The 20,170-nt window shown below is 64.8% G+C and carries 8 protein-coding genes; all 8 read right to left on the bottom strand.

The genetic code is table 11. The features are described 5' to 3' along the window. Positions 1-18: 18 nt before the first annotated feature. The 8 genes from WG908_RS10325 to WG908_RS10290 all read right to left on the bottom strand — a co-directional run bounded on the left by WG908_RS10325 (position 19) and on the right by WG908_RS10290 (position 20,164). A complete protein-coding gene (locus WG908_RS10325; protein WP_340186499.1) occupies positions 19-3,975 on the bottom strand; it encodes an LVIVD repeat-containing protein in 3,957 nt (1,318 codons plus the stop codon). Then, the gene (locus WG908_RS10320) at positions 3,975-5,807 is read right to left on the bottom strand and encodes a hypothetical protein (protein WP_340186498.1); all 1,833 of its coding nucleotides are present in this window, start codon (positions 5,805-5,807) and stop codon (positions 3,975-3,977) included. Before WG908_RS10320 ends, WG908_RS10325 begins: the two co-directional genes overlap by 1 nt. A gap of 2 nt (positions 5,808-5,809) precedes the next feature. Next, positions 5,810-7,693 carry a heme-binding protein gene (locus WG908_RS10315; RefSeq protein ID WP_340186593.1) on the bottom strand — a complete coding sequence of 628 codons (1,884 nt, stop codon included), beginning with the start codon at positions 7,691-7,693 and terminating at the stop codon, positions 5,810-5,812. A gap of 119 nt (positions 7,694-7,812) precedes the next feature. Further along, positions 7,813-9,207, bottom strand: a complete 1,395-nt coding sequence (locus WG908_RS10310) for a multiheme c-type cytochrome (RefSeq protein ID WP_445326700.1) — start codon at positions 9,205-9,207, stop codon at positions 7,813-7,815. Positions 9,208-9,279: 72 nt separating this feature from the next. Then, on the bottom strand, positions 9,280-15,471 hold the full coding sequence (locus tag WG908_RS10305) for a hypothetical protein (RefSeq protein ID WP_340186497.1): 6,192 nt from the start codon (positions 15,469-15,471) through the stop codon (positions 9,280-9,282). Then, positions 15,471-17,234: a ShlB/FhaC/HecB family hemolysin secretion/activation protein gene (locus tag WG908_RS10300; protein WP_340186496.1), complete on the bottom strand. Its 1,764-nt coding sequence runs from the start codon at positions 17,232-17,234 to the stop codon at positions 15,471-15,473. Before WG908_RS10300 ends, WG908_RS10305 begins: the two co-directional genes overlap by 1 nt. A 184-nt stretch (positions 17,235-17,418) precedes the next feature. Further along, positions 17,419-18,177 carry a hypothetical protein gene (locus WG908_RS10295; RefSeq protein ID WP_340186495.1) on the bottom strand — a complete coding sequence of 253 codons (759 nt, stop codon included), beginning with the start codon at positions 18,175-18,177 and terminating at the stop codon, positions 17,419-17,421. Next, positions 18,164-20,164 (bottom strand): CHASE2 domain-containing protein, encoded by a 2,001-nt coding sequence (locus WG908_RS10290; RefSeq protein WP_340186494.1) that lies wholly within the window; start codon positions 20,162-20,164, stop codon positions 18,164-18,166. The genes WG908_RS10295 and WG908_RS10290 overlap by 14 nt, the downstream gene beginning before the upstream one ends. Positions 20,165-20,170 lie beyond the last annotated feature (6 nt).

The following is a 20,170-nucleotide window of genomic DNA, read 5'->3' as shown; positions in this document are numbered from 1 at the left end:
CGCGCGACATCTGCCCTGTCACCGCTTAAGCGGGGGTCGCCAGCCCGCCATATTCACGCCGTCGCTGACCTTGTAGGGCACGCCCTTCGCATTGAGGAACAGCCGTTCCATTTCGCTCCGCGTAAAGGGGCGGGACCCCAGCCGACCGAACACTGCCATCTGGCCGCCGGTTTCGTCCACCGCACGATCCCGCTCAAGCCCGCGCGACAGCGACAGGGCAGGCGATGGGGTGCGCGCCCAGGCGATCAGTTCGGGTTTGGGCGTGGGTGAGAAGCCGTAGAAATTGGGCTGGCTGGCAGGGCTGGTCAGCTGCAATATCTTTAGCCCGTTTCGTCCGTCCGCGACATAAGCGAACAGCGAGGCATTGGTGCTCGCGATCGCCACATCCTCGACATCGTTCATCGCGCCGCCGAAGCTTTCGCGGGCAAGGATGACAGGCTTGGTCGGGTTGGTCACGTCGATGATGACCAGTCCATCCCCTTTCGCCGCGACATAAGCGTAGGTGCGCGCGATGGTGACACGCCGAGCATCGGCCAGCGGGACAGCCGCGGCGGGGATGGCCACGGGATCGACGAGCCGCGTGACGTCGAACAGCTTCAGTCCATCGGCATCGGTCACCCACAGATAGCGGAACTGGATTGCGCTGGCGCGGGCATCGCGCATCGGGCGGACGGCGGCGAGGCGGGGACGAAGCGGATCGGCAAGGTCGATGACGACCAGCCCGACCTTTGCCGTCACATAAGCGACCTGTCCGGCCAGATGGATATGCCGTGCGCCATCGAGCACGCCTTGCGGGTTCCAGGTGACGGCGCGCCGCAAGAAATTGTTGCGGAACTCCCCGTCGGCCAAGGTCGTGATGTCGACCAGGATCAGTCCTTCGACGCTGTCGGTGACGGCCGCGTAATTGTAGATCGGCAGGAAAGGCTGTTCCTGATTGATCGCGCGCAGCTCCGGCGTCGATCGCAGGGGATTGATTGGCTGGTTGGTGGGCAGCGCAACGCAGGTCGCATTGCGCGACTTGACCCGCGTATCGTGCCCAAGCGCGGAAAAAGGACTGCCCACAATCGCTTCGGAAAAGCCCTTGTTGGCCACCGAAGCCACGTCATAAGCGCGAAAGCCGCCGCTGCCCTCCGCCACGAACATATATTCGCCGCGCAGTTGCAGGCAACCGACCCGGCCCCGCGTGCCCTGAACGATGTTGCGAAATTCCTCGACCGGCTGGGTCTCGCCCGACCCCTTGGCGTCGAAGAAGCGGCCGCGTGTCCAGTTTTTCAGTTCGCGTCCATTCTGTTCGACATGCATCCGCCAATAATCGGGATAGGCATATTTCTGGAGATAGGAACCGATTACCGCCTGAGGTTCGTCCCATTCGGTCACGCGGATCGCTTCGAACCCCGTTTCCAGTCCGGTCCAGGCGTTCAGACCAACGAAATTGACGAAATTGGTGCCCAGCAGCAGCAGTTGCGACATGATCGCATTGTTGTCGTCCTTGTCGGACAGGTGGCAGTCGGTGCAGGTCTTGGTCTCGGTCTTGCGCACGGTATGCGGGAAATGCGGCGCGAAGGCCTGGCTCGAAAAGCCGATCCCGCTGATCGGGGGCTGTTGGATATAGATGCGCTCGCGGTTGATGTTGGTGGAGGACAGCACCAGCGCGGAAGTGGAGCGCACCGGCGCGATCTGGTTGCCCTTGGTGGTCTGGTGTCGACCGAGCTGGAACATTTCGTCTCGCGCGACCTGCGGGTTGTAGGTGGCGAAGTTGCGTGTCTCGCCCCCTTCATATTTGTGGACGCTGGTCTTCCAGTTCGCTTCGATCGGCAGATGGCAGCCGCCGCAACTGGTGGTCCAACTGAGGTGGCAGGTGAAGCAGGCCATCTGGTCCGGGTCATGGGCGCGGTCGTCCATCGCCACGCCGGGACCGAAGACGAAGCTGCCATCCTCAGCGCCGGATTTGCTCATCAGTTTCGACCGGGCGGCGCGAGCGTTGAAATGCGGATTGGCGGGGTCGACGCTGTCCTTGACCAGGCTGACCTCCCACTCCAGCTTGGGGTCGACGATCGAACGCTGGATCAGACGGCGGCTGCCGCTGGCGTCATAATACCATTCGAACCGCCGCTTGCCGTCCGGGTTGCGCAACAACGCCAGGTTGTTGCCCGATGGCGGCGCAGCGGGCCCCGACGTCAGCAGCGTGGGATAGGCATCGGCGGTGCCGTGACAATCCTTGCAGCCGATTTCGACCGCATTGGCGACTTCGCCATAGATCATGCCATTGCCGTGGCTGTCCTGCGCGAAATGGCAGTCAGCGCATTGCAGTCCCTTTTCGGCATGGATGTCCATCATATGGACGGTCTTGCCGGGATTGACGCCGGGTTGGACGAATTTCGGCTCGCCCTGCTTGCGCCATTTCTCTGGATCATCGGAAGAAACGCGCTCTCCATCGGCGTCGAGCAGATTGCCCTCTCGGTCCCGCTTGAACACGCCGCGAAAATTCCAGCCATGGCCGTGATAGTCGGCGAACTGGGTGTCTTTGGCCTTCTCGTTCAGATCATAGACGTTGCGCAGAAAATCCAGGTCCGACCAGTTGCCGCGCGGCGCCGCACCCTCCGGATTGCGCTCCAGCGTCTTGTGAACCTCCGCGGCGGTCGGATATTTCTGCTTTTCCGGCCACATCAGCGGCGCGTCGGACTCATAGTCCCACATCGTGTAGCCAAGATAGGAGTTCAGGAAGATGTTGGGTTGATGCATGTGGCACGTCATGCACTGGGCGGTGGGGATGGCGCGGGTGAAGGCGTGGCGGATCGGGTGGCCGCTTTCCTTGACCGCGCCGACCGGATGGGCATCCGCCGCCGCGTGCCCCGTCTTGAGCGCGCCATGCGCCATCTTGCCGGCGATGGTCGGGTCGATCGTCGCGGTCTGGCCGTCGCGCCCATAGGGGGCATAGGTCAGGCTGTGGCGCGGTTCGCGATCGTTGGCGTAGACGACATGGCAACCCGAACAGCCCGAATGGCGATAGTCGCCGGGCTGGTCATTGGTCCCCATGAACCACATGAATGGATCATTCAGCCGGGTCTTGTGAATGTTGAGCACGGGGATGGCGACGCGCAGGCCGGTGCCGGGGCCACGGCTCGATTGCTTGAGGTCGGGGCGGCCCGGTTCCTCCAGCCGCTGGATGGAGCCGGTTGGGCTGGGAAGGCCGATCTCGGGAAATTGCGTCGCGATATTGCGCCCGCCGCGCTCGAACACGCGGAAAACGTCTCCGGGCGGGATCACCTGCCAGGTGGGGAGGGGATAGAGTTCCGCCAGAGCGCCCCTTGCCTTCTGCTCCGTCGTCACGGTGCCCGTTGGGGCGCCGGGCGAGACTATCTTCGCGGGCCGTCCGTCCTTGGTATAGGCCTCGCCGAAGATATAGTTTTTGAAGGGCACGATGCCGTTGTTATAGGCTGCCCCGCCCCACAGCATGGCGCCGGATGCCATCAGCGACCGCTCCGCCGCTTCGATGGTCCGCATATGGCATGATCCGCAGGCCTCGCGCGCCACGCGATAGTCGCTGGGATTGACGAAACGCACGAACTGCGGCGCTTCCTTGTTAAGCAGCGCATAGGTGCGCGCGGGGTTTGCGGATGACGGGTAGTGCCAGCTTGCGGGATAGGTCGGCAGCACATGCGCCCTGTCGCGTGCGGCGACATAGGTCGGATCGGTAAAGCCGTGCGCCGGGTCGCCGCGCACATTGGCGTCGCCCCCATGACAATCGGTACATCCCAGCATTACCGCCGGTGTCGCGTGCATCGAAGGCTCGTCGGTCTGGGCATGGCAGGACGTGCAGCCGGAGGATTTCGCCGCGACCTGTTCGGCGGTCTGGCTCATCGGCGCGGGCGGAGCGGTGATATATGCGCGGGAAACGGGCTTCTCCTCGCCCGATGCACGCAGAATTGCGGCGGGCACCAGCAGCGCGGCGAGGATCAGGAGCAGCCAGCGCATCAGTAGCTGAGCACGATGTTGGCCAGCACCGAATAATAGGCGCGGTTGCGGTCGCGATTGTCGAACAGATCCTTGAATCCCTTGCCCGGCATCAACGCGGCAGCCGACAGGCGAAAGACGATATTCTGAATAGCGCTGGGGCGCCAGATCGCGGCAGTCGACAGGTCCCAGCCGATTGCCTTGGGAATGCTCCCCTCGACCCGCAGCGCCTTGAGCGTGGCGGTGTTCTGAAACCACAGGTGGTTGGCGTTGGCCGACAGGCGCAGCGTTGGCGTCAGGTCGAAATCCGCGCCCGCGCCGACCAGCATCGTACCGGGATTGTTGAAATTGGACTGGCCCTGTTCCTTGGACGATCGGAGCGAATTGAGCACGCCATTGCGTCCGTTGACGCCAATGACGCGCCCGCCGCCGGCGAAGGGAATGCTCTGGCGTATCCAGTAGCTCGTGTCCGCTCCGGCAAAGACCGGATTTTCGAAGATCGCATCGAACCCGGTTTCCTTGTCGTCATAGGGATTGCTGTCGCCGCTGGCATAGAGGCCCGATAGGCGAAAACGCATCCAGTCGACATCGTAGCTCAACTCCGCCGCTGCAAAGACTGCGCGGATATCCGCCTTGCGCCCGGTGAAAAAATTGTCGCGATCCTGTCCCAATGCGGCGTAGGCCGACGCAGTCAGGTTCAACCGACCGATCCGTCCGTCGGCATTGTAGCCCAGATAGACGACGTCATAGGCGCGCCCGCGCAGCGTACCGAGCAATGCCGGTCTGACCGGAAAGCCATTATCGTCTATCTCCACATCGCCCTTTTCGCGATTCATGTTGTAAACTACCGTCACCTGGCTGGTGAGGCCGGGGATCAGGAAATCCTGCCGATACAGATTGGCGAGAAACACGAAATCGTCGCGTGGGCTTTGCACTACCGAATTGAGACCCGAGTTGGTGTCTTTTTCCAGTCGCCAGAAAGCCGCGAGGTTGAACTGGAACCGGTTATTGTCGCGATTGCCGAACAGGCGGATGCCAAGCTGCTGGTCGTTGAACAGGAAGCCGCGAAAATCCGACTGGATCGGCTGGATGCCGATACGGATTGAATAGAAATCATAGCGGTCCGAACTGTTGCCCAGATGTTTGTCGATAAACGCTTCCTGTACGCCCAGGAAATGATCGGTCCTGTGACTGGGTCTTGACGGCTCGACGAACAGCACGCGTCGCTCGGGAACGTTCACATAGGAGGCATTGAGGGCGAGCGTCAGGCGATATTCGATATCAGGCGGTTTGAATGCGGTCGCCCCCTTGATCAGCGCGACGCCGCCGATGAAGCTTTGCGAAGCGACGAAACTCGCATCCTTGCCGAACACATCGAGGCTGCCGGGGCGCTGCGTGGTCTGGACGCCTACCGGAATCGGAAATGTGCGCGGCTCCAGCACCGTGTCACTGACCGCATTGGCGACAAGGAACCAGTCGTCGCCCTTGATCGGTAACCATTTGGCCTTCGCCCGGTCGATCGGCCGATCGCCCTTGAGACTATTCTGGTTATAGGGATCGAACCAGCGTTCCTTGACGACGCCCAGGCTTTCGATCAGCCGCCAGCGGTCGGGCACCGGGACCTGATCGGTGGGAAAGGCTTCGGGCGGCGGGGCCATGATCGCACCCACATTGTCCTGGGTCACCCGATCGGGCAGGTCGGCTTCATAGCCGGGGCGGCGGCGGCCATCGATCGAACCATCTTCATCGCCCTGAAGAATCTCTTCCCAATTGTCGGGCGGCGGCGGGGGCGGCGGTTCGGGGGGCTGGGCAGCCAATGCCGCGATCACCGGCAGGAAAGCGTTCACGGCCACCGCTATAGCCCCTGACAGACATTGTTGGCACTGCTGTCGAGCAAGGGCGCGAAGGGGCAGCTGACATAGCGCAGCCGCACTCCGGCGCCGACCGCAACGACGATCTGGTCGGCGCGGATCGCGGCAGGCGCGTTGGACGGCCCATTCACGCGTTGTCCGCCATTGGCCAGGCCCAGAAAGCTGATCATATCGTCCTGATCGATGCCATCGCCCGAGACGCCCAGGCCGCCAACCAAACGGTCCCCCAGATAGACCGGCACCGCGCCGGGGAATATCTGAATACCGTTGGCAAGTTTGTCCTGGGCCGCGCACCGTTGGGCCGTATCGGTTGCCGAGGCGCCGGTGACGAAAGCAAGGTGCGCGGCAATATCGCCGACGACCAGCGCCGATTGCAGGCCGGTGGAAAAAGGATTGAACTGCGCGATCGGGCGCGACAGGGGGCCGTGCGGCCTGCCAACCTCCCCATCGGGAAAATAGGGCCGGGCGAGATTGCCGATGCTGCGCGCGGTCATCGCGAATTTGCCGTTCAGGCTGTTGGGCTCAGCAAGAAAGTCTTCGAGCGCGCGCACGAAGCCGCGCACATCTGCGCTCGGATGCGCGGACAGGTCGGCATCGGCGGTGGGGCCAGAGAAGAAGGCGGCTGTGCGTGCCTTTTGCAATGCCACATCGATGCCGAACAGCGGTGCGTCGGGAGATCGCACCAGCCCCAGTACCGCGCCGCGCGTATCGACCAGCGATATGGATACCTGCGCGCGGCTGTCGAGCGGCTGGCGTATCTGCGCGCGCGCACGGGCCATGACCTTGAACGCTTCTTCCAGCAATGCGGCGGATTGGGAGGCGCTCAGCCCTCCATCGGTCCCGGCGCGAGCCTGATAGCGATTGCCGCCGGCACCGTCGCTCAGGATGAAGGCGTCGATATTGGAGAACTCGGCGGCGCGCGCCTTTCGGACGCCCGATGTTTCAGCGCCATAGGCTGCCCCCGCGATGATCGCCGGGGCAGGATCGCCATAATAGCCACGCACCGCGACGAGAGCGCCCAGCGCCGGAGTGGTCGCGGCATAACTTGGTGAGCCAGCGGCACGCAGCGCGGCATAATCGGCGTCGCTGTAGCGGAGCGACGCGCCGTCTACCGTGATCCGGTTGGCGCGAATGGCTTCGGGCGCCTCGAAGCCGACCGTGCCGGCAAGCGCGATATGCTCCTCCGCATCATTATCGATATCGAGCGTGTCGGCATCGAAGCCATAGAGGCCGTCCGCCATCACGCCGATGCCGCCGACGAGCACGCCATTCTTGTAGAGCGGAAAGCCGCCGGGATCAGCGGAAAGGCCGAGCGGGGACCGTTTCGGCCCGATCATCGCAGTCGCGCCCGACGAAACGAAGCGCGTAGCAAGGTCCGAACAGGGGAGCTGGCTGAACTGCACCCCAAACAGGGGGCCGCTTTCCAACCCGGCCGTGGTGGGGGCCGGCGGGAAATGGGGCTGCACGATCTGGCTGGCGGTGCGGGTCGAAAAGGCGTTGCCGCCGCTCGACAGATAGGCTCCGGTAATCGCCTTGGCGATCGCGCCCGCCTCGGCTGGCACGGTCAGGTTTTGCGCATCCATATTGGCGCCGTTGGGCGCGGCGCTGGTGGTCGCTGTAGCGCGCGCGCCTGTCATGCGGAAGACGGCAAGAATGTTGCCGACCCGGTCGCTGACGGCGATGACGGCGGGCATCCCGCGAATCTGCGCCTCTGCGGCGGCGCGTGCGACTATGCTCTCGACATCGGCGACGCTCAGCGCCTCCTGCGCCGGAACGGCATAGACGCCGGCGGGGGCGGGAGTGGGCGCAGGCGTCGGTGCCGGGGTAGGGGATGAAGCGCTGTCGCCGCCGCCGCAAGATGCGAGCATGAGGGCGGCAAGTGTCACAAAGCCGAATCCCGTTCGCGCCACGCTATTCGAAGCCTTGTCCGTCCCTGGCGGGACAGGGCCGCTTGAAAGGCCGAAGGGCGCGCGCTTTCCGTGCTGGCTCACCGCAGCGCCCCTATGGCTTGCGTCGCACGGCCCAGTGCCGCCCGGAAATCGGACGGCCGATAGCCGTTGGGATCACGCACCGCCGCATAGGCGCGGTTGATATCGCCGCGGATCCCCGCTGCCGCGCCTACCGTCACGCGGCCCGATCGCACCAGCGCATTGAGCAGCGTGTCGACCGCCATCACCGCCTGCGCCGATCCTGCATAGTCGGTGAAGCGGGGGCCGATCGCGCTTCCCGCTATCTGGTCGGTGATCGCGAATGCCATGTCGCCGCGCGCATTGGCCAGCGCGTCGGCCAGCATCCGTGCCGTCCCCGCCAGCCGAAGGGCGGCGGCGGCAGCGGCGGGGCGATCAAGAGCGAGCGCGGCGTGAAATATCCGGCTGTCATTGTCGAGCCGCGCCGCGAGCGCGGGCGCGACAACCTTTGCCGCGGCGAGCAGCAGGATCGCATTTTCGTCGTTGAACGGCGGCATCCCGGCAGGGATCGGGCGACCGGGGTTGACTTCCCAGGTCATCATCCGGTCCGCCTGATCATAAATGCGGCGATGGCAGCTGTGGCAATCGAAGAATGTAAATTCGGGAAATACCCCTTGGGTCCCGCGCGGCCCGGCATAGAGGGTCAGTGCCCGTTCCAGCGCCATCGCCTGGCCTACCGCCCATAGCGCGACCCCGTCGCTGCGTCCCTTGCGGGCGATATAATCGCCATCTTCGGCATGATGCGCCTGCAACGTCGAAAACAGGTCCAATTCGAAACTGATGCGCGGATGGCCCGCCGCCATCATGCCATGGCTGACGAACTGCCCGGCGTGGGCACTGCCATAATGGCAATCCAGGCACACCGCCGCGCGCGCCTGCGGTCGTTCCAACGGAATCATGCCGGCTGCGATATTGGCTGCGTGGGATGCGCCGGCGGCATAATGCGATGCGATCCAACCGCCTGATGGACCATGGCAGGTTTCGCAACCCACGCCGTCCTCTATGCGGAAGCGCGCGCCTTGCGAACCGGCTGTGGGAGAGGCGTGACAGCCCAGGCATTCCTTCGCTCGCATCGGATCGCCCAGCCCCAGCGTCGCCGCGATCTGGCGACCGCGTGTGCCGGCCAGCACGGCAAAGGCCCGGCTGTGGGCGCCACCCGGCGTGGACGGCTCCTGCCACCGCGCCAGTTCATCCTGGCGAACGGCCTTGCCGTCGCCCACCATCCTGCCGTGACAGGTCGAGCCTGCGCAGGAGGCGACACCCTGATAAGCGGCTGTTGCGGTTGGGGCAGCAATGGCTGATTTCGTGCGACCCGGCACGTCAGCCGACATCGCGTACAGGCAAATCAACGCCAGCAGCACGCCTGCAGTCGCCATCCGTGTATAGCGGGTCAAGCGCGCTATTCTCATGTCCATGCCCCCGGACCCTTCTTGCGCCAATGCCCTGTGAAGGAACAGCCCCATATTGGCGGATGGTCAGGATTTTCGTTACGGTTTGGGCGCCGGGCACGCCGGTTCGTCACGGTCGCATTGCCACAGATCGTCGTTGCCCGCGCCTGTCACCGGTTCGTCGATCAGTGGCGGGTAGCCGCGCGGCTCCACATCCCGCAGTTCGATCTCGGCGATCGCGAAGGGCGGCGCAAATCGGGTGAAAGGATCGGTATCCAAAACCAGATCGAATGTATCGCGAACCAACTGGCCGCCGCCCCTGTCATCGCGGAAGGACGCGCGGCAGCTGCCCGGATTGACCAGCAGACAGCCGTTGACGGTCGATCGCTGGTCGAACAGCCCATCTACAGGTCCGCGCACACCGTTGACCATGATGATCGGCGTCACGTCCAGTCCGCTCAGGATCGGCGCAGGCGTGCCGTCACCTTCCAACTGGCCATTGATGACGATCCGCGTGGCGGCACTGGCGGTGTTGATCTCAAGAGTGCTGCCGGTCGACAGGAAGCCCCGGCGGTCGACATGGGCAAGTCCCGCGCCGACATTCTGGACATAGGCCCCTTCATTTACATCGAGCGTGATATCGATTGCGCGCACTATATTGTCGGGCCGAACGATGCCGTCATTCCGCGCCAGCCGCGCGTCGATCGCGCGGGTGTCGGTCTGTCCGGCTATTGCGGCAATCGCCGCGTCGGTGGCGACATAAATGCCATTGGAGCGCATCGACAGATGCCCGCCGAGCGCGCCCGTGTCGTCCAGGCGCAAGTCTATCGAACCTGTCGCGGGATCCATGGTGATGCGCTCGTTGGCTTCCAGCACGAACTTCGTTTCGCGCTGCATTGCGTTCAGCCGCACCGCTCCATTGATCCGTATAGTGTCGGGCGTGATGATCGACAGCACACCGCCATCGGCGAAGTTGCCATTCGCGCCCCCGGCCATCGTGAAGCTACCGACTTCTGTATTGCCCGGCGCGTTGATCGTGATCCGCTCACCGCGAAGCGCGGCCATTTCCGTTCCCGACAAGCTGTAGCTGCCAGCGCGGTCGGGGCCGCCGATAAATGTCGTGCCGGCGCCAGTGGCGTTGAGCGTCAGCACGCCGGTGGTGCCGGGCGCATCGACAGCCGCCAGGACGCCGCCGCCTGAAGATAGGATGATGTCGCCTGACCCGATGATGACCCGGCCGCCGGTCAACTGGCCGTCGACCCTCGCCGTTCCAGTAGCGGCGATATCGACCAGCGCGGGGGCACGAACGGAGCCGCCGATGGCTGTATCGGCGCCCGCGCGGACGACGATGTCCTTCGCTGCGGTCGCATCGGTCAGGCTGACCGAGCCGCTGCGGCTGGTCGCGCGGATATCCTCTGTGCCAACGGTCGCGTTCCGGACGATCAGGTCGCCTCCCGCTTCCGCGGCCAGCGCCGATCCTTCCGCCCGATCGAGCGTCAAAGCGCCATCGGCAAGAACGGTGATCGCGCCGTTCGCCCCGGCGGTCGTTGCCGCGCGCAGGTTTCCGAGCGCGCGCAATGCCACGCCAAGCGGCGCACTGGCATCCACCAGCCCGCCGGCGGCGAGGTCTTCGTTGACCGAAATCTCGCCTGAAAGCGCCCGCAGGTTGATGTCGCCACCCGCAGCGAGCCGTGCGAGCCTGATCGACCCTGCTTGCGATTCAACCACCGCTGATCCGCCCGCGCGGATCTGGCTGTTCAAGCCGCCGGTCACGTTACCCTGGGCGACGATCAGCAACCGGTCGCCAGCGGCCAGCGAATCGCTTGCTGCCGTGCGGTCGCCGTGCGTGAGCGCAATGGCGCGATTGCTTGCGAGGTCGGCGTCACCGCTCGTCCGCAAGCCGCCGCCGTTCGCAAAGCGCAAGGTCAGCGGACCGCTGCTGTCGATGGCAATATTCCCGGCCGTGATTGCACCCTGACTCGCGCTGACATCGATGAAGCTGTCATTCGCATCGACCGTGCCGGCATTTCGCAGAACCAAAGCGCCGCTCAGCGTCAACGGCGCGCCCGCCGTGTCGGCCAGGCTGATGCTGCCGGCGGTTCCATGAGTAACGGCAGAGGACTCAGCCAGGATCGACGCCGCCTGGCGCGATACTGATGAACTGCCCTCATTGCGTATGCGAACGGTGCCGGCCGTTTCCGTTCCCGAAGCATTCGCCCTCGCGTTGGCGTAAAGGGAAACTGCAGGTAGCGAGATATTGGCATCGTTGAGCAGCAGTTCGCTCGTGCCCCCGCTTGCCTGAAAGCCAGATCCCCAACTGCTGATTGTCAGTTGCGCGCCTGCCTGCGATCGAACGGTCCCGCCGTCGACAACGAAAGATGCTCTGCCACCTATCGCTTCGAAATCGGCGCTTTGCGGGTCCAGCATCTGACCGGCCTGTGCGGATACGCTAAGCAACGTCGCCGCCGATAGCGATCCGCCCGACATGATTTCCGTCCGGGCGATGCCGCCGCGCGATCCGCTCGGCTGGGTAGATGCGCCGGACGAATTTGGCACGCCGCTCATTCCGTCGGCAGAAGTTTCCAGGGACTGGACAACAAGAGATGTACTTGCGCCGGTTACCAGCGCACCAGCTTCGCCGCCAATGCCCAAGGCCGAATCGTGGGGCGTTGACAGGGGACCCAAACCGTTACGATCATGGCTGCCGGTTCCCCTGGCGACGACCGCCACGGTCCCTATGGTTACATTCCCCCCGATAACATCGAGATTCGCTCTGCCGCCCCGGCCGTCGCCGCCGGCTCCACCCCTGACAAGGCCATCGCCGCCGTGAAATCCTGTCCCATCGGCGCTGATTGCAAGCTGAGCAAGCTCGATATCCGTGCTAATTTGTACGGATGCAGCGCCGCCAAGGCCGTTCCCGCCAGTGCCACCTGCGTCATCCGCGACACCGCCGATGGAGGAAGATCCGCCCTCACCAGCTCTTCCCTCCGCATAGGTCTCGATTGAAGCGATGCCATGGTTGCCATTTGCAATGACAATGTTTGTCGTTCCACCCGTTCCATCGCCGCCGTCGCCTGCATATAGGTCCGCGCCGTCGCTACCGCGCCCCGAGGCCCTTGCCTGAATGGACGCAGCGACCAGTCTGCCGTTGCGCAGGGCAATGCTGACAGCGCCCCCAACGCCGTCGCCGCCACTTTCAGAAACGCTCCCCACGCCTTCGGCCTCGACCGTCAGGTCGTTGGAGTCGATCATTGCATCGCCGCCCGCGTTCATGACGAAGCTGGCGGATCCGCCGCGTCCAGTTCCGCCTGGAACAGAGCTGCCGCGTTGACCGCTCCCGCCTGTAAACACGCTGCTGCCGCCGATGCCGTTGGCGTGCAGCGTGATTGTGGGGGATGTCATGCTGCCCCCCTGTGCCGTCAAAATGACTGTACCCCCGGTGGCAGCGCCGGTGACGCCGGGGATTTCGCCCGACATGACGTTGCCAGCGCCCGCGGACCCGCCAAAACCATCGGCGGACAGGCGGACAAAATCGACAGTCGCCGTGCCGCCCGTCAGCGCGAATTCGGTCCGTCCACCAAAGCCGTCCCCCGCGACATAGGGGATGTCGCTCGCGCTGCATCCGATGCAATTCGTGCCGGCATAGCCCCCTTCGCCATCCGCCGACGCGCGCAAAATATTCGCACGAAGGCTGCCGCTCGCCAGGCCGATGTCGATCTGGCCGCCGGTGCCGGTGCCGCCATTGCCGATATCGAAAAATGTGCCTTCGCCGACCGAAGACGCCGAGCCAATTGCCCGGACGAACACATCGCCGAACAGCGTTTGGCCGCCCGTCTGTTCGATGGCGATGACGCCACCCTGGCCGTTTCCGCCCATGCCCGATCCGTTCGCGCGGCCGGCGCGACCGTCCGCTTCGACATTGAACGTACCGGGCGCGGACAACAACCCGCCTTCGTTGCGGATGGTGATCGTCCCGCCTGTCGCGTCGGAGCCGACCGCGCCAGACCCTCCGACGGCTGAGGCCAGCAGAGAACAGGCGGAATTAACGCAATCGCCCATGACCACTGCACCGGGTGAAACGGTATCGCCGCGCACGAACAATTCGATCGAGCCAGCCTGAGCGGGTCCGGCCACGCTATCGCCAAAGCCCGCCGCCGCGCCAGCATCAAGGAAAAGCGAACCGACCTCTATCCTGCCATTTCGGGCATGAACCGCGATCGTTCCGCCAAAGCTGTTGGGGGTCACCGGCGTTGTGCTGGCGGCGCTCAAAAAGTCGCCCTGTCCGCGCGTCGCGGCATAAAGGTCGCGAGCAACGCGCAAGGTGCCGCCACTATCGGCATTGAACGCCACCGCTCCGCCGCGCACGACCGTGGGGGTGGCTCCGCCGCCAAAGGCATTGGCGCTGGCATAGGCCGACACCGACCCGGTAATGTCGAGCAAAGTGTTCGCGCCGGTAACATTCACGATGATGCCGTCGACGCCACCCCCGGCGCCGCCGCTGATGCCGCCATTGTCCGCAAAGCCGGCGGACGTGCTGGTGTCCGCGAACAGGCTCGACCACTGGTGGCTGCCGGACAATATATCGACCAGGATATTGCCCCCGGTCGCGGACCCGCCCTGTCCTGAGGTGGACAGGCCGCCGGTGGCCTGCGCGGTCAGTTCGACCTGACCCAGCGTCAGCGTGCCGCCAGCGCCGGTGATGCGGATCGTTCCGCCCACCGCGTTGCCGCCATTGACCGGGATCGAACTCGTATCGAACAGGGCATCGCCGCTGGCGCGGGCGACCAGCTTGTCGATCGTGATCGATCCGCCGGAAATAGCCCCGATATCGACCGTCCCGCCCCGCGTATTGACTCCGCCGCCGCCCGATGCGGTCGCATCCGCGTCGATCCGTCCCGCGGTGATTGTGCCGCCCGCAGCCGTTACCGCTATATTGCCGCCGATGCTGTTGCCCGACAGATCTGCATTGTCGTCACGGGCGTTGAGCGTCAGCGTCGTCGCGCCCAGGTCGATCGTTCCGGCCGATGTCACCGCGATCGTTCCGCCGCCGGTCGGCCTGACGGATGTGAGCGACAATCCTTCCTGCGCGCGCACGGTCTCTGCCGACGCGGTGGTCAGGCTGATCGGTCCTTGTGCGGTGAAGCCGGCGGTCGACCGGAACAGCGTCGTGCCGCCTGCACCGGGATCGATGGTAATGGCCCCCGACGCTCGGCCCGTGACCGCCGATGAAAAGTCGGTGGTGCCTATGACAAGCGCGCTGGGTTCTTGCGAGTTGTCGTTGGTTTCGACGATGTCGCCACCAGCGATGTTATGCGCGGCCGACAATATGATCGCGCTGCCCTCCTGCGATGCCGAAGCCGCTGGCGTATAGCCCATGGCACCGGACAGCAGCATGGTCATTGCCTGATTCTTGGGCATCGCAACCATGAAGATGCGCTGCGGATCGGCCAGCGATCCTACAGGTGCCGACGCGGGACCGGTGGTCGTACCGTCATGCACGACGCCATGCGCGTCGGTCGTGCCAACGGTCATGGTGATGTCGAACAATCCGCCATTGATCCGCAGGTCGGCCTGCTCAGCGCCGACATAGGCGGTCGATCCGTTGGTCCGAACCGTCCCGCTCATCGTCACGCGCGGCGCGACCATCGCGACATAACCACCGCTTGCCGGGGCGTTGATTTGCGCCCCGCCGGCTATGGTGACGCTGGCGCTACTGTCGGCTGCTCCCCGGAATCGAATCTCGCCATCGGCACCGAACAGGCCGCCGGTCACGTCGATCGCGTTGCTGGTCAGCACCAGGCCGCCGACATCGAACACGCCGGTCGATCCGACCAATATGCCGCCCGGCGAGTAGAACCAGACATTGCCCCCGATCGCATTGCCGGTTCGCGATTGGACCAGCCCGTTCACTTCGATCAGCCGGTCCACCGGGACGCCGGTGCTGCCGGCCCGGGGCTGGATGCGATTGAGAACGGTGAAGTCGCTGACTGTGCTGTTCGCGTCGAAAAAGGCGCTGTTGCCGGCAGGCAGGAAATCTATCGGGCCGGCGGACCCTGCGTCGGTGGGCGTCCAGTCGATGATCGCCTGATTCTGGTTGACGAGGATGTTGGTCTGGTTCGGCGAGGTAAAGATCTGCGCGTTCGCGTCGCCGCCCACCACGATGCCAGTGCCCAGCAGTCCCTGCGCCGAGGCAGGCGCTGCGGCGGCGAGCGCCACGGCCAGGGCGGCGACCGCGCTGCCACCAAGAAGGGACAGGGGGCGGCGGGTCGAGCGGGGGAGCAAGCCGGGCATCAGCGGTTCCACGGAAAGAGTTGAGCGGTAATCGACAGCAGCACGCGCCAGTCGCCACGGTCGTAGCCCGCAACTCGTCGAAGCGGCGTCGCGGCGGTCAGGTCGATGCGCCCGTGCGCGCCCCACTGGGCCCGTAAACCCCCGCCCGTCGAATAGAGCCGGTTGTCCGGCCCATCCTCATTCCATATCCACATCGCATCGAAAAAGGCGAAGGGCTGGAGAGCCACATCGTTGATGGAACGCGGCATCAGCGATCCGTAGCGCAGTTCGAAGCTGTAGCCCGCGCCGCTGTCGCCGGTCAGCGTGCCGGGATCATAGCCGCGTCCGGCGGTATAATTGCCCGCGCTCACTTCTTCATAGGTCAACAGCGCGCTGGGACTATACTGGAGCCGAGGAGACAGGCTGAACGTAATGTTCGGGATTGGTCGGAATTCCGCCGCGGCACCCGCGCGCAGGACGAAAGCGCTCGGATCGCCGCCGATGCGACTGGTCGGCGTGGCGGGGGGCAGGCATCCGGCAAAGGTAGGCGCGGGGCCGCAACGCTCGCTTGCCCCCAGGCCGGAAATCCCCTGACGCACTTCGATATGACCGCCCAGCCGCCAGCGAGGCTCGAACGCCGAATAGCCGATGGTGCTGGTGAGGCTGGCGGAATCGATCAGGTCAGCTTCGGCCCGCGCGAACAACACGCGCAGCCGGTCGCGGCTGAGCGGTGCGCCCAGCGCCTCGACATCCTGGTCGATGAGGTCGAACCCGCCGGACAGCACCACATTGCTCGCTTGCCGCCGGACAAGCGGATAACTGAGCGCGGCGGTGACGATCATCGTTTCAGACTTGAGCCCGCCGCCAAGCACGTCCGGCCGGCTCCAGGCATAGGTGAAATCTCCCGAAGCGCGCAGCCCGCTCGCCCCGATCGCAAAGCTGTGACCCGCCTGCAAGACGGTCTGTTCGCGCGTGTCGAACGTATTGAAGATGGCGAGCGTGGTCGCATCGCCCATCCCGGTCAGATCGTTCAGCTGAAGCCGCGCAAGCCCGCCGAACCGGCCGACCGCTCGCGACCCCCAATTCTGGATGTTGACGTCCAGTTGAACCTGCTGCCTCGTCACCTGCACCGTGCCGACAACTTCGCCCGGCGCCGTGCCCGCCGGGCGCAGCGACAGTCGGACGTCATAGCCCGGCAGGTCGCGGGCCAGCAGCAGATGGCGTTCGGCGGCATGCACGTTGAACACCGGCTGCGCCTTCAAGGCCTCCAGATGCGCGGCGACCAGCCGCTCGCCATTGCCGGCGTCACCCCGCACCTCGATCGCGACCAGCTTTGCCATCAGGACGTCGAGGACGATCGTGCCGCCCTTGTCGATGCGCTGCGGTGGCACCTGCACCGCCGCGAGATAGCCCATCGCCCGCAACGCCGTCGCCGCCCGATCGCGAATGGTGCAGACCGTGGCAACGGGAACGTCGCGGCCGGCCTCGTTCGTCCAGCTGTCGCGCAACGCTGCGGGATCAAGCACCGAAAGGCCGTTGAACCGGACATCGGCGAAATTCATGGTGACGGCCGCATAGCGCGGATCGTCAAGCGGGCAGGCCGCCCGCTCCATGTCGCCATCGACCGTTAACCGGCCGGGTCGGGCGGCGGGTTCAGGCAAGCGCTCGTCGGGGCGCAGTTCCTCGCGCGTTGGCGCTCCTTGCGCCAGTGCGGACGCGGGGACGAGCAACGCTGCCGGCAGCATCAACATCGCCAGAGCCAAAGTCGAACGCCTGTTGAACACTCCAAACCCCCTGGTCGCGTCAAAGCATGAAAACAGCGTCGCCCCCGCCGTCCGTAAAGTGCAACCGGCTCGCGCCGGAGCCGTTAAATATACGACCAGATTGCCTGTTTTTACCGCCCTTTAACGGCGTTTCATTATATCCCTCGGGCTTATCAGGCCGTTGCCGGACTGACAAGCCGGACGCTCAACCGCCCGGCGATGCAGGAGCCGGATCGGGCAGCGCCACCGTTTCGACCAGCAAGTCGAGCTGAGCGTCACATTTGCGTTCGATCAGCGTGGCGGCGGTGTCCTCCAGGCCTTCCGAAGCAGAGTTCATCAGGGCAAAGCGGATCGCCACGGCTTGCTTGGCACCGGGCCAGCCAAGACGATAGGCTGCGCCGTCGACGACCGGCAGGCTCGCGGGCCAGGCAGTTGTCGCTTCGCCCGCGCCGAACAGGATGGAGCCAGCTTTTCCTCCGGCGAACGGGGTCGCGGTCAGCGTGATGGCATTTACGCTGTCGGGGCGCCACAGGCGCAGATTGGCGGGATCGGCGACACAGATGGTCGACGACTGGCTGACGTCGACATACCAGATGCTGGGATTGCGCGACGGCTGGCCCGCGCCGTCTGTTCCGCGCACCGCTCCGGTACGGGCGCGGCGCACGCGCTTGGTTTCCAGCAGCGACGACAGGCTGGTGCGGCTGTCGGTGCCGGCGGAGACTGGCCCGGCCACCGCAAAGCTGCCGGGCCCGCGCAGCGTGCGCGTGCCTCGTCCGTCGAGCAATGTCAGGACATCGCCGGCCTTAAGCGTGATGCGCGCGGCATCGGCAAGTTTTGCGCCGGCTGGATAGGCCTTGGCCGACGGGCCGGACGCTCGCACGACCAGGCTCTCGGCGGCGGCGGGGACAACTTGGCCCAATGAAAGGGCGGCCAGCAAGACCGCCAGTCTTCTACCCTGTAACATAAGCATTTCCATCCTTTTGCGCGTTCAGCCGATATAGCAGATTCTGGAGCGCGGCATCAGCGGGATGTCGCCCCGCCAGCGCCGCCAGACCGGCCATCGCCGTTCCGTCCCCTGCTTTTAGCGCGGCCATCAGCGCGCGTAAGTGATCCATGTCACTGGCGGGAAAATCCGGGGCCGGTTCCATGATTTCGATAGGCTTGGCGCGACCGCGCACGACGATGCGTCCCATCGGTCGCCACCAGTCCAGCCCGGACCGGTCGGCCGCCTCGCGACTGGCGATCATGCCGCTGTCCAATATCTTGTTCACCGCCTCCAGCCGGGACGCGGTGTTCATGCTGTCGCCAAGCGCTGTATATTGCATTCGTCCCTTGCCGCCGAAATTGCCGACGGTCGCTTCCCCGAAATGCAGGCCCACCCGCGTCTTCCCGATTGGCGGCACGCCTTCGGGCAGGTCGGCCGACGCAGTGACGCGAAACTCTTCGCCCGCCTGGTACATCGCCCAAGCGGCCCTGGCGGCGTTGGTCCCGTCCATCGAATCGGCGATCGGTGCTCCCCAGAATGCGACGACCGCATCGCCCACGAACTTGTCAATCGTTCCGCCATGATTGAGGACGATGTCGCTCATGATGTCGAGATAGCGATTGATGATCGTTGCCACCTGCGCCGGGGGGATGGCGTGGCTCAGCTTGGTGAAGCCTTCCAGATCAGTGAACACAACAAAGATCTCGCGATTTTCGCCGTGAAGCGCAAGCTGCGCCGGGTCAGCCAATATCTGTTCGGCGATCGCCCGCGGCAGATATTTGCCGAGCGCCGACTGGGCGAACCGGCGCTGCTGCGAGCCGACCGCGCGCGCCGCCGATCCGGTCGCGGCGAAGGCCAGCACCCATCCCGCCCCCCATCCGATCGCGGGCAGTTCCAGCGTGTCCCAACCTTTTGCCTGCAACCAGAAGGGGAATATGCCGAACAGCGCCGCCTGAACCAACAATAACGGCGCCAATTGCCACCAGCGCAATTCGGCCAGGCTGGTCAGCATCGCCAGGGCGACGACCAACAGCGCGATCGTCCAGAGCAACCAGCCGGGAAGGTCCGGCAGCCGCGCGCCGTCCAGCGCCTGCGCCAGCATCGTGGCATGGACCTCCAGCCCGATCATCGTCTTGCCGCTATAGGGACTCATCGGCGTGTCGAAGCGATCGATATCGACGATGTCGCCACCGATCAGTACGTGCCGCCCGCGAAACTGGCTGGTAAAGATCGGCGCGAGTTCAGGATCGGCCACCGTATCTATCGGAAATTTGAGGAATACGTCGCGATCAGGATCGAGCGGCTCGCGATAGCGGATGCCGCCCTGATATCCCATCAGCGCATGCCGGGGCGACATGGCCGACACCAGCATCGGCGGCAGGTCGCTGTTATGGTCGGGCCAGCGGCGCATCACATTGTCGGGATCGGCGATCAACCGGATGCTCGCCGGCCGGGTGCGAATGGTGCCCGCGCGCTTGATGAACTGTTCGAGAAATTCTTGCTGGTTCCAGCTGATCTGGTCAGCATTGCCCGCGATCTCGGCATAGCCGATCCAGGTCGGCGTACGCATCGCTCGCAATTGCGCAATCAGCGCGTCATCCTCATCCTGCGGCTGGTCGAACAGGATATCGATGCCGATCGATTTTGCGCCCATGCCGTCGAGCGACGCCAGTGCCCGCGCCAGTATCGCCCGGTCGAGCGGCGACCGCTTGCGCGTCGCCAGCAGCGTGTCGTCATTATAGACGACCATCGCGATGCGTGGATCCTGATCGACGCGTGGCGCAAGGGCCTTCAAGCGAAAGTCGTAGAGGCCCGCCTCGGCGTCGCCGGCCACCGGCAGATCCCAGCTGCTGCGCGCTACCATCAGCGCGGCGACGAGCAGGAAACCGGTCAACACAAGCCGCAGTGTCCCCGCATCATTGACGATGCGAGCGATCCGGCGGGGCCAGTGGCGCAGCCAGTCCATCAGGAA

The organism is Sphingobium anseongense, from assembly GCF_037725245.1.
Classification (GTDB): domain Bacteria; phylum Pseudomonadota; class Alphaproteobacteria; order Sphingomonadales; family Sphingomonadaceae; genus Sphingobium.
The sequence above is the reverse complement of the archived record's forward strand: the minus strand, read 5'-3'. Positions and strand labels throughout refer to the sequence as shown.

What these genes read in the sequence shown, in the direction of transcription:
- WG908_RS10325 (WP_340186499.1), bottom strand. Translation starts at nt 3,975, where the DNA reads ATGCGCTGGCTGCTCCTGATCCTCGCCGCGCTGCTGGTGCCCGCCGCA.
- WG908_RS10315 (WP_340186593.1), bottom strand. Translation starts at nt 7,693, where the DNA reads ATGCTCGCATCTTGCGGCGGCGGCGACAGCGCTTCATCCCCTACCCCG.
- WG908_RS10310 (WP_445326700.1), bottom strand. Translation starts at nt 9,207, where the DNA reads ATGGACATGAGAATAGCGCGCTTGACCCGCTATACACGGATGGCGACT.
- WG908_RS10305 (WP_340186497.1), bottom strand. Translation starts at nt 15,471, where the DNA reads ATGCCCGGCTTGCTCCCCCGCTCGACCCGCCGCCCCCTGTCCCTTCTT.
- WG908_RS10295 (WP_340186495.1), bottom strand. Translation starts at nt 18,177, where the DNA reads ATGTTACAGGGTAGAAGACTGGCGGTCTTGCTGGCCGCCCTTTCATTG.
- WG908_RS10290 (WP_340186494.1), bottom strand. Translation starts at nt 20,164, where the DNA reads ATGGACTGGCTGCGCCACTGGCCCCGCCGGATCGCTCGCATCGTCAAT.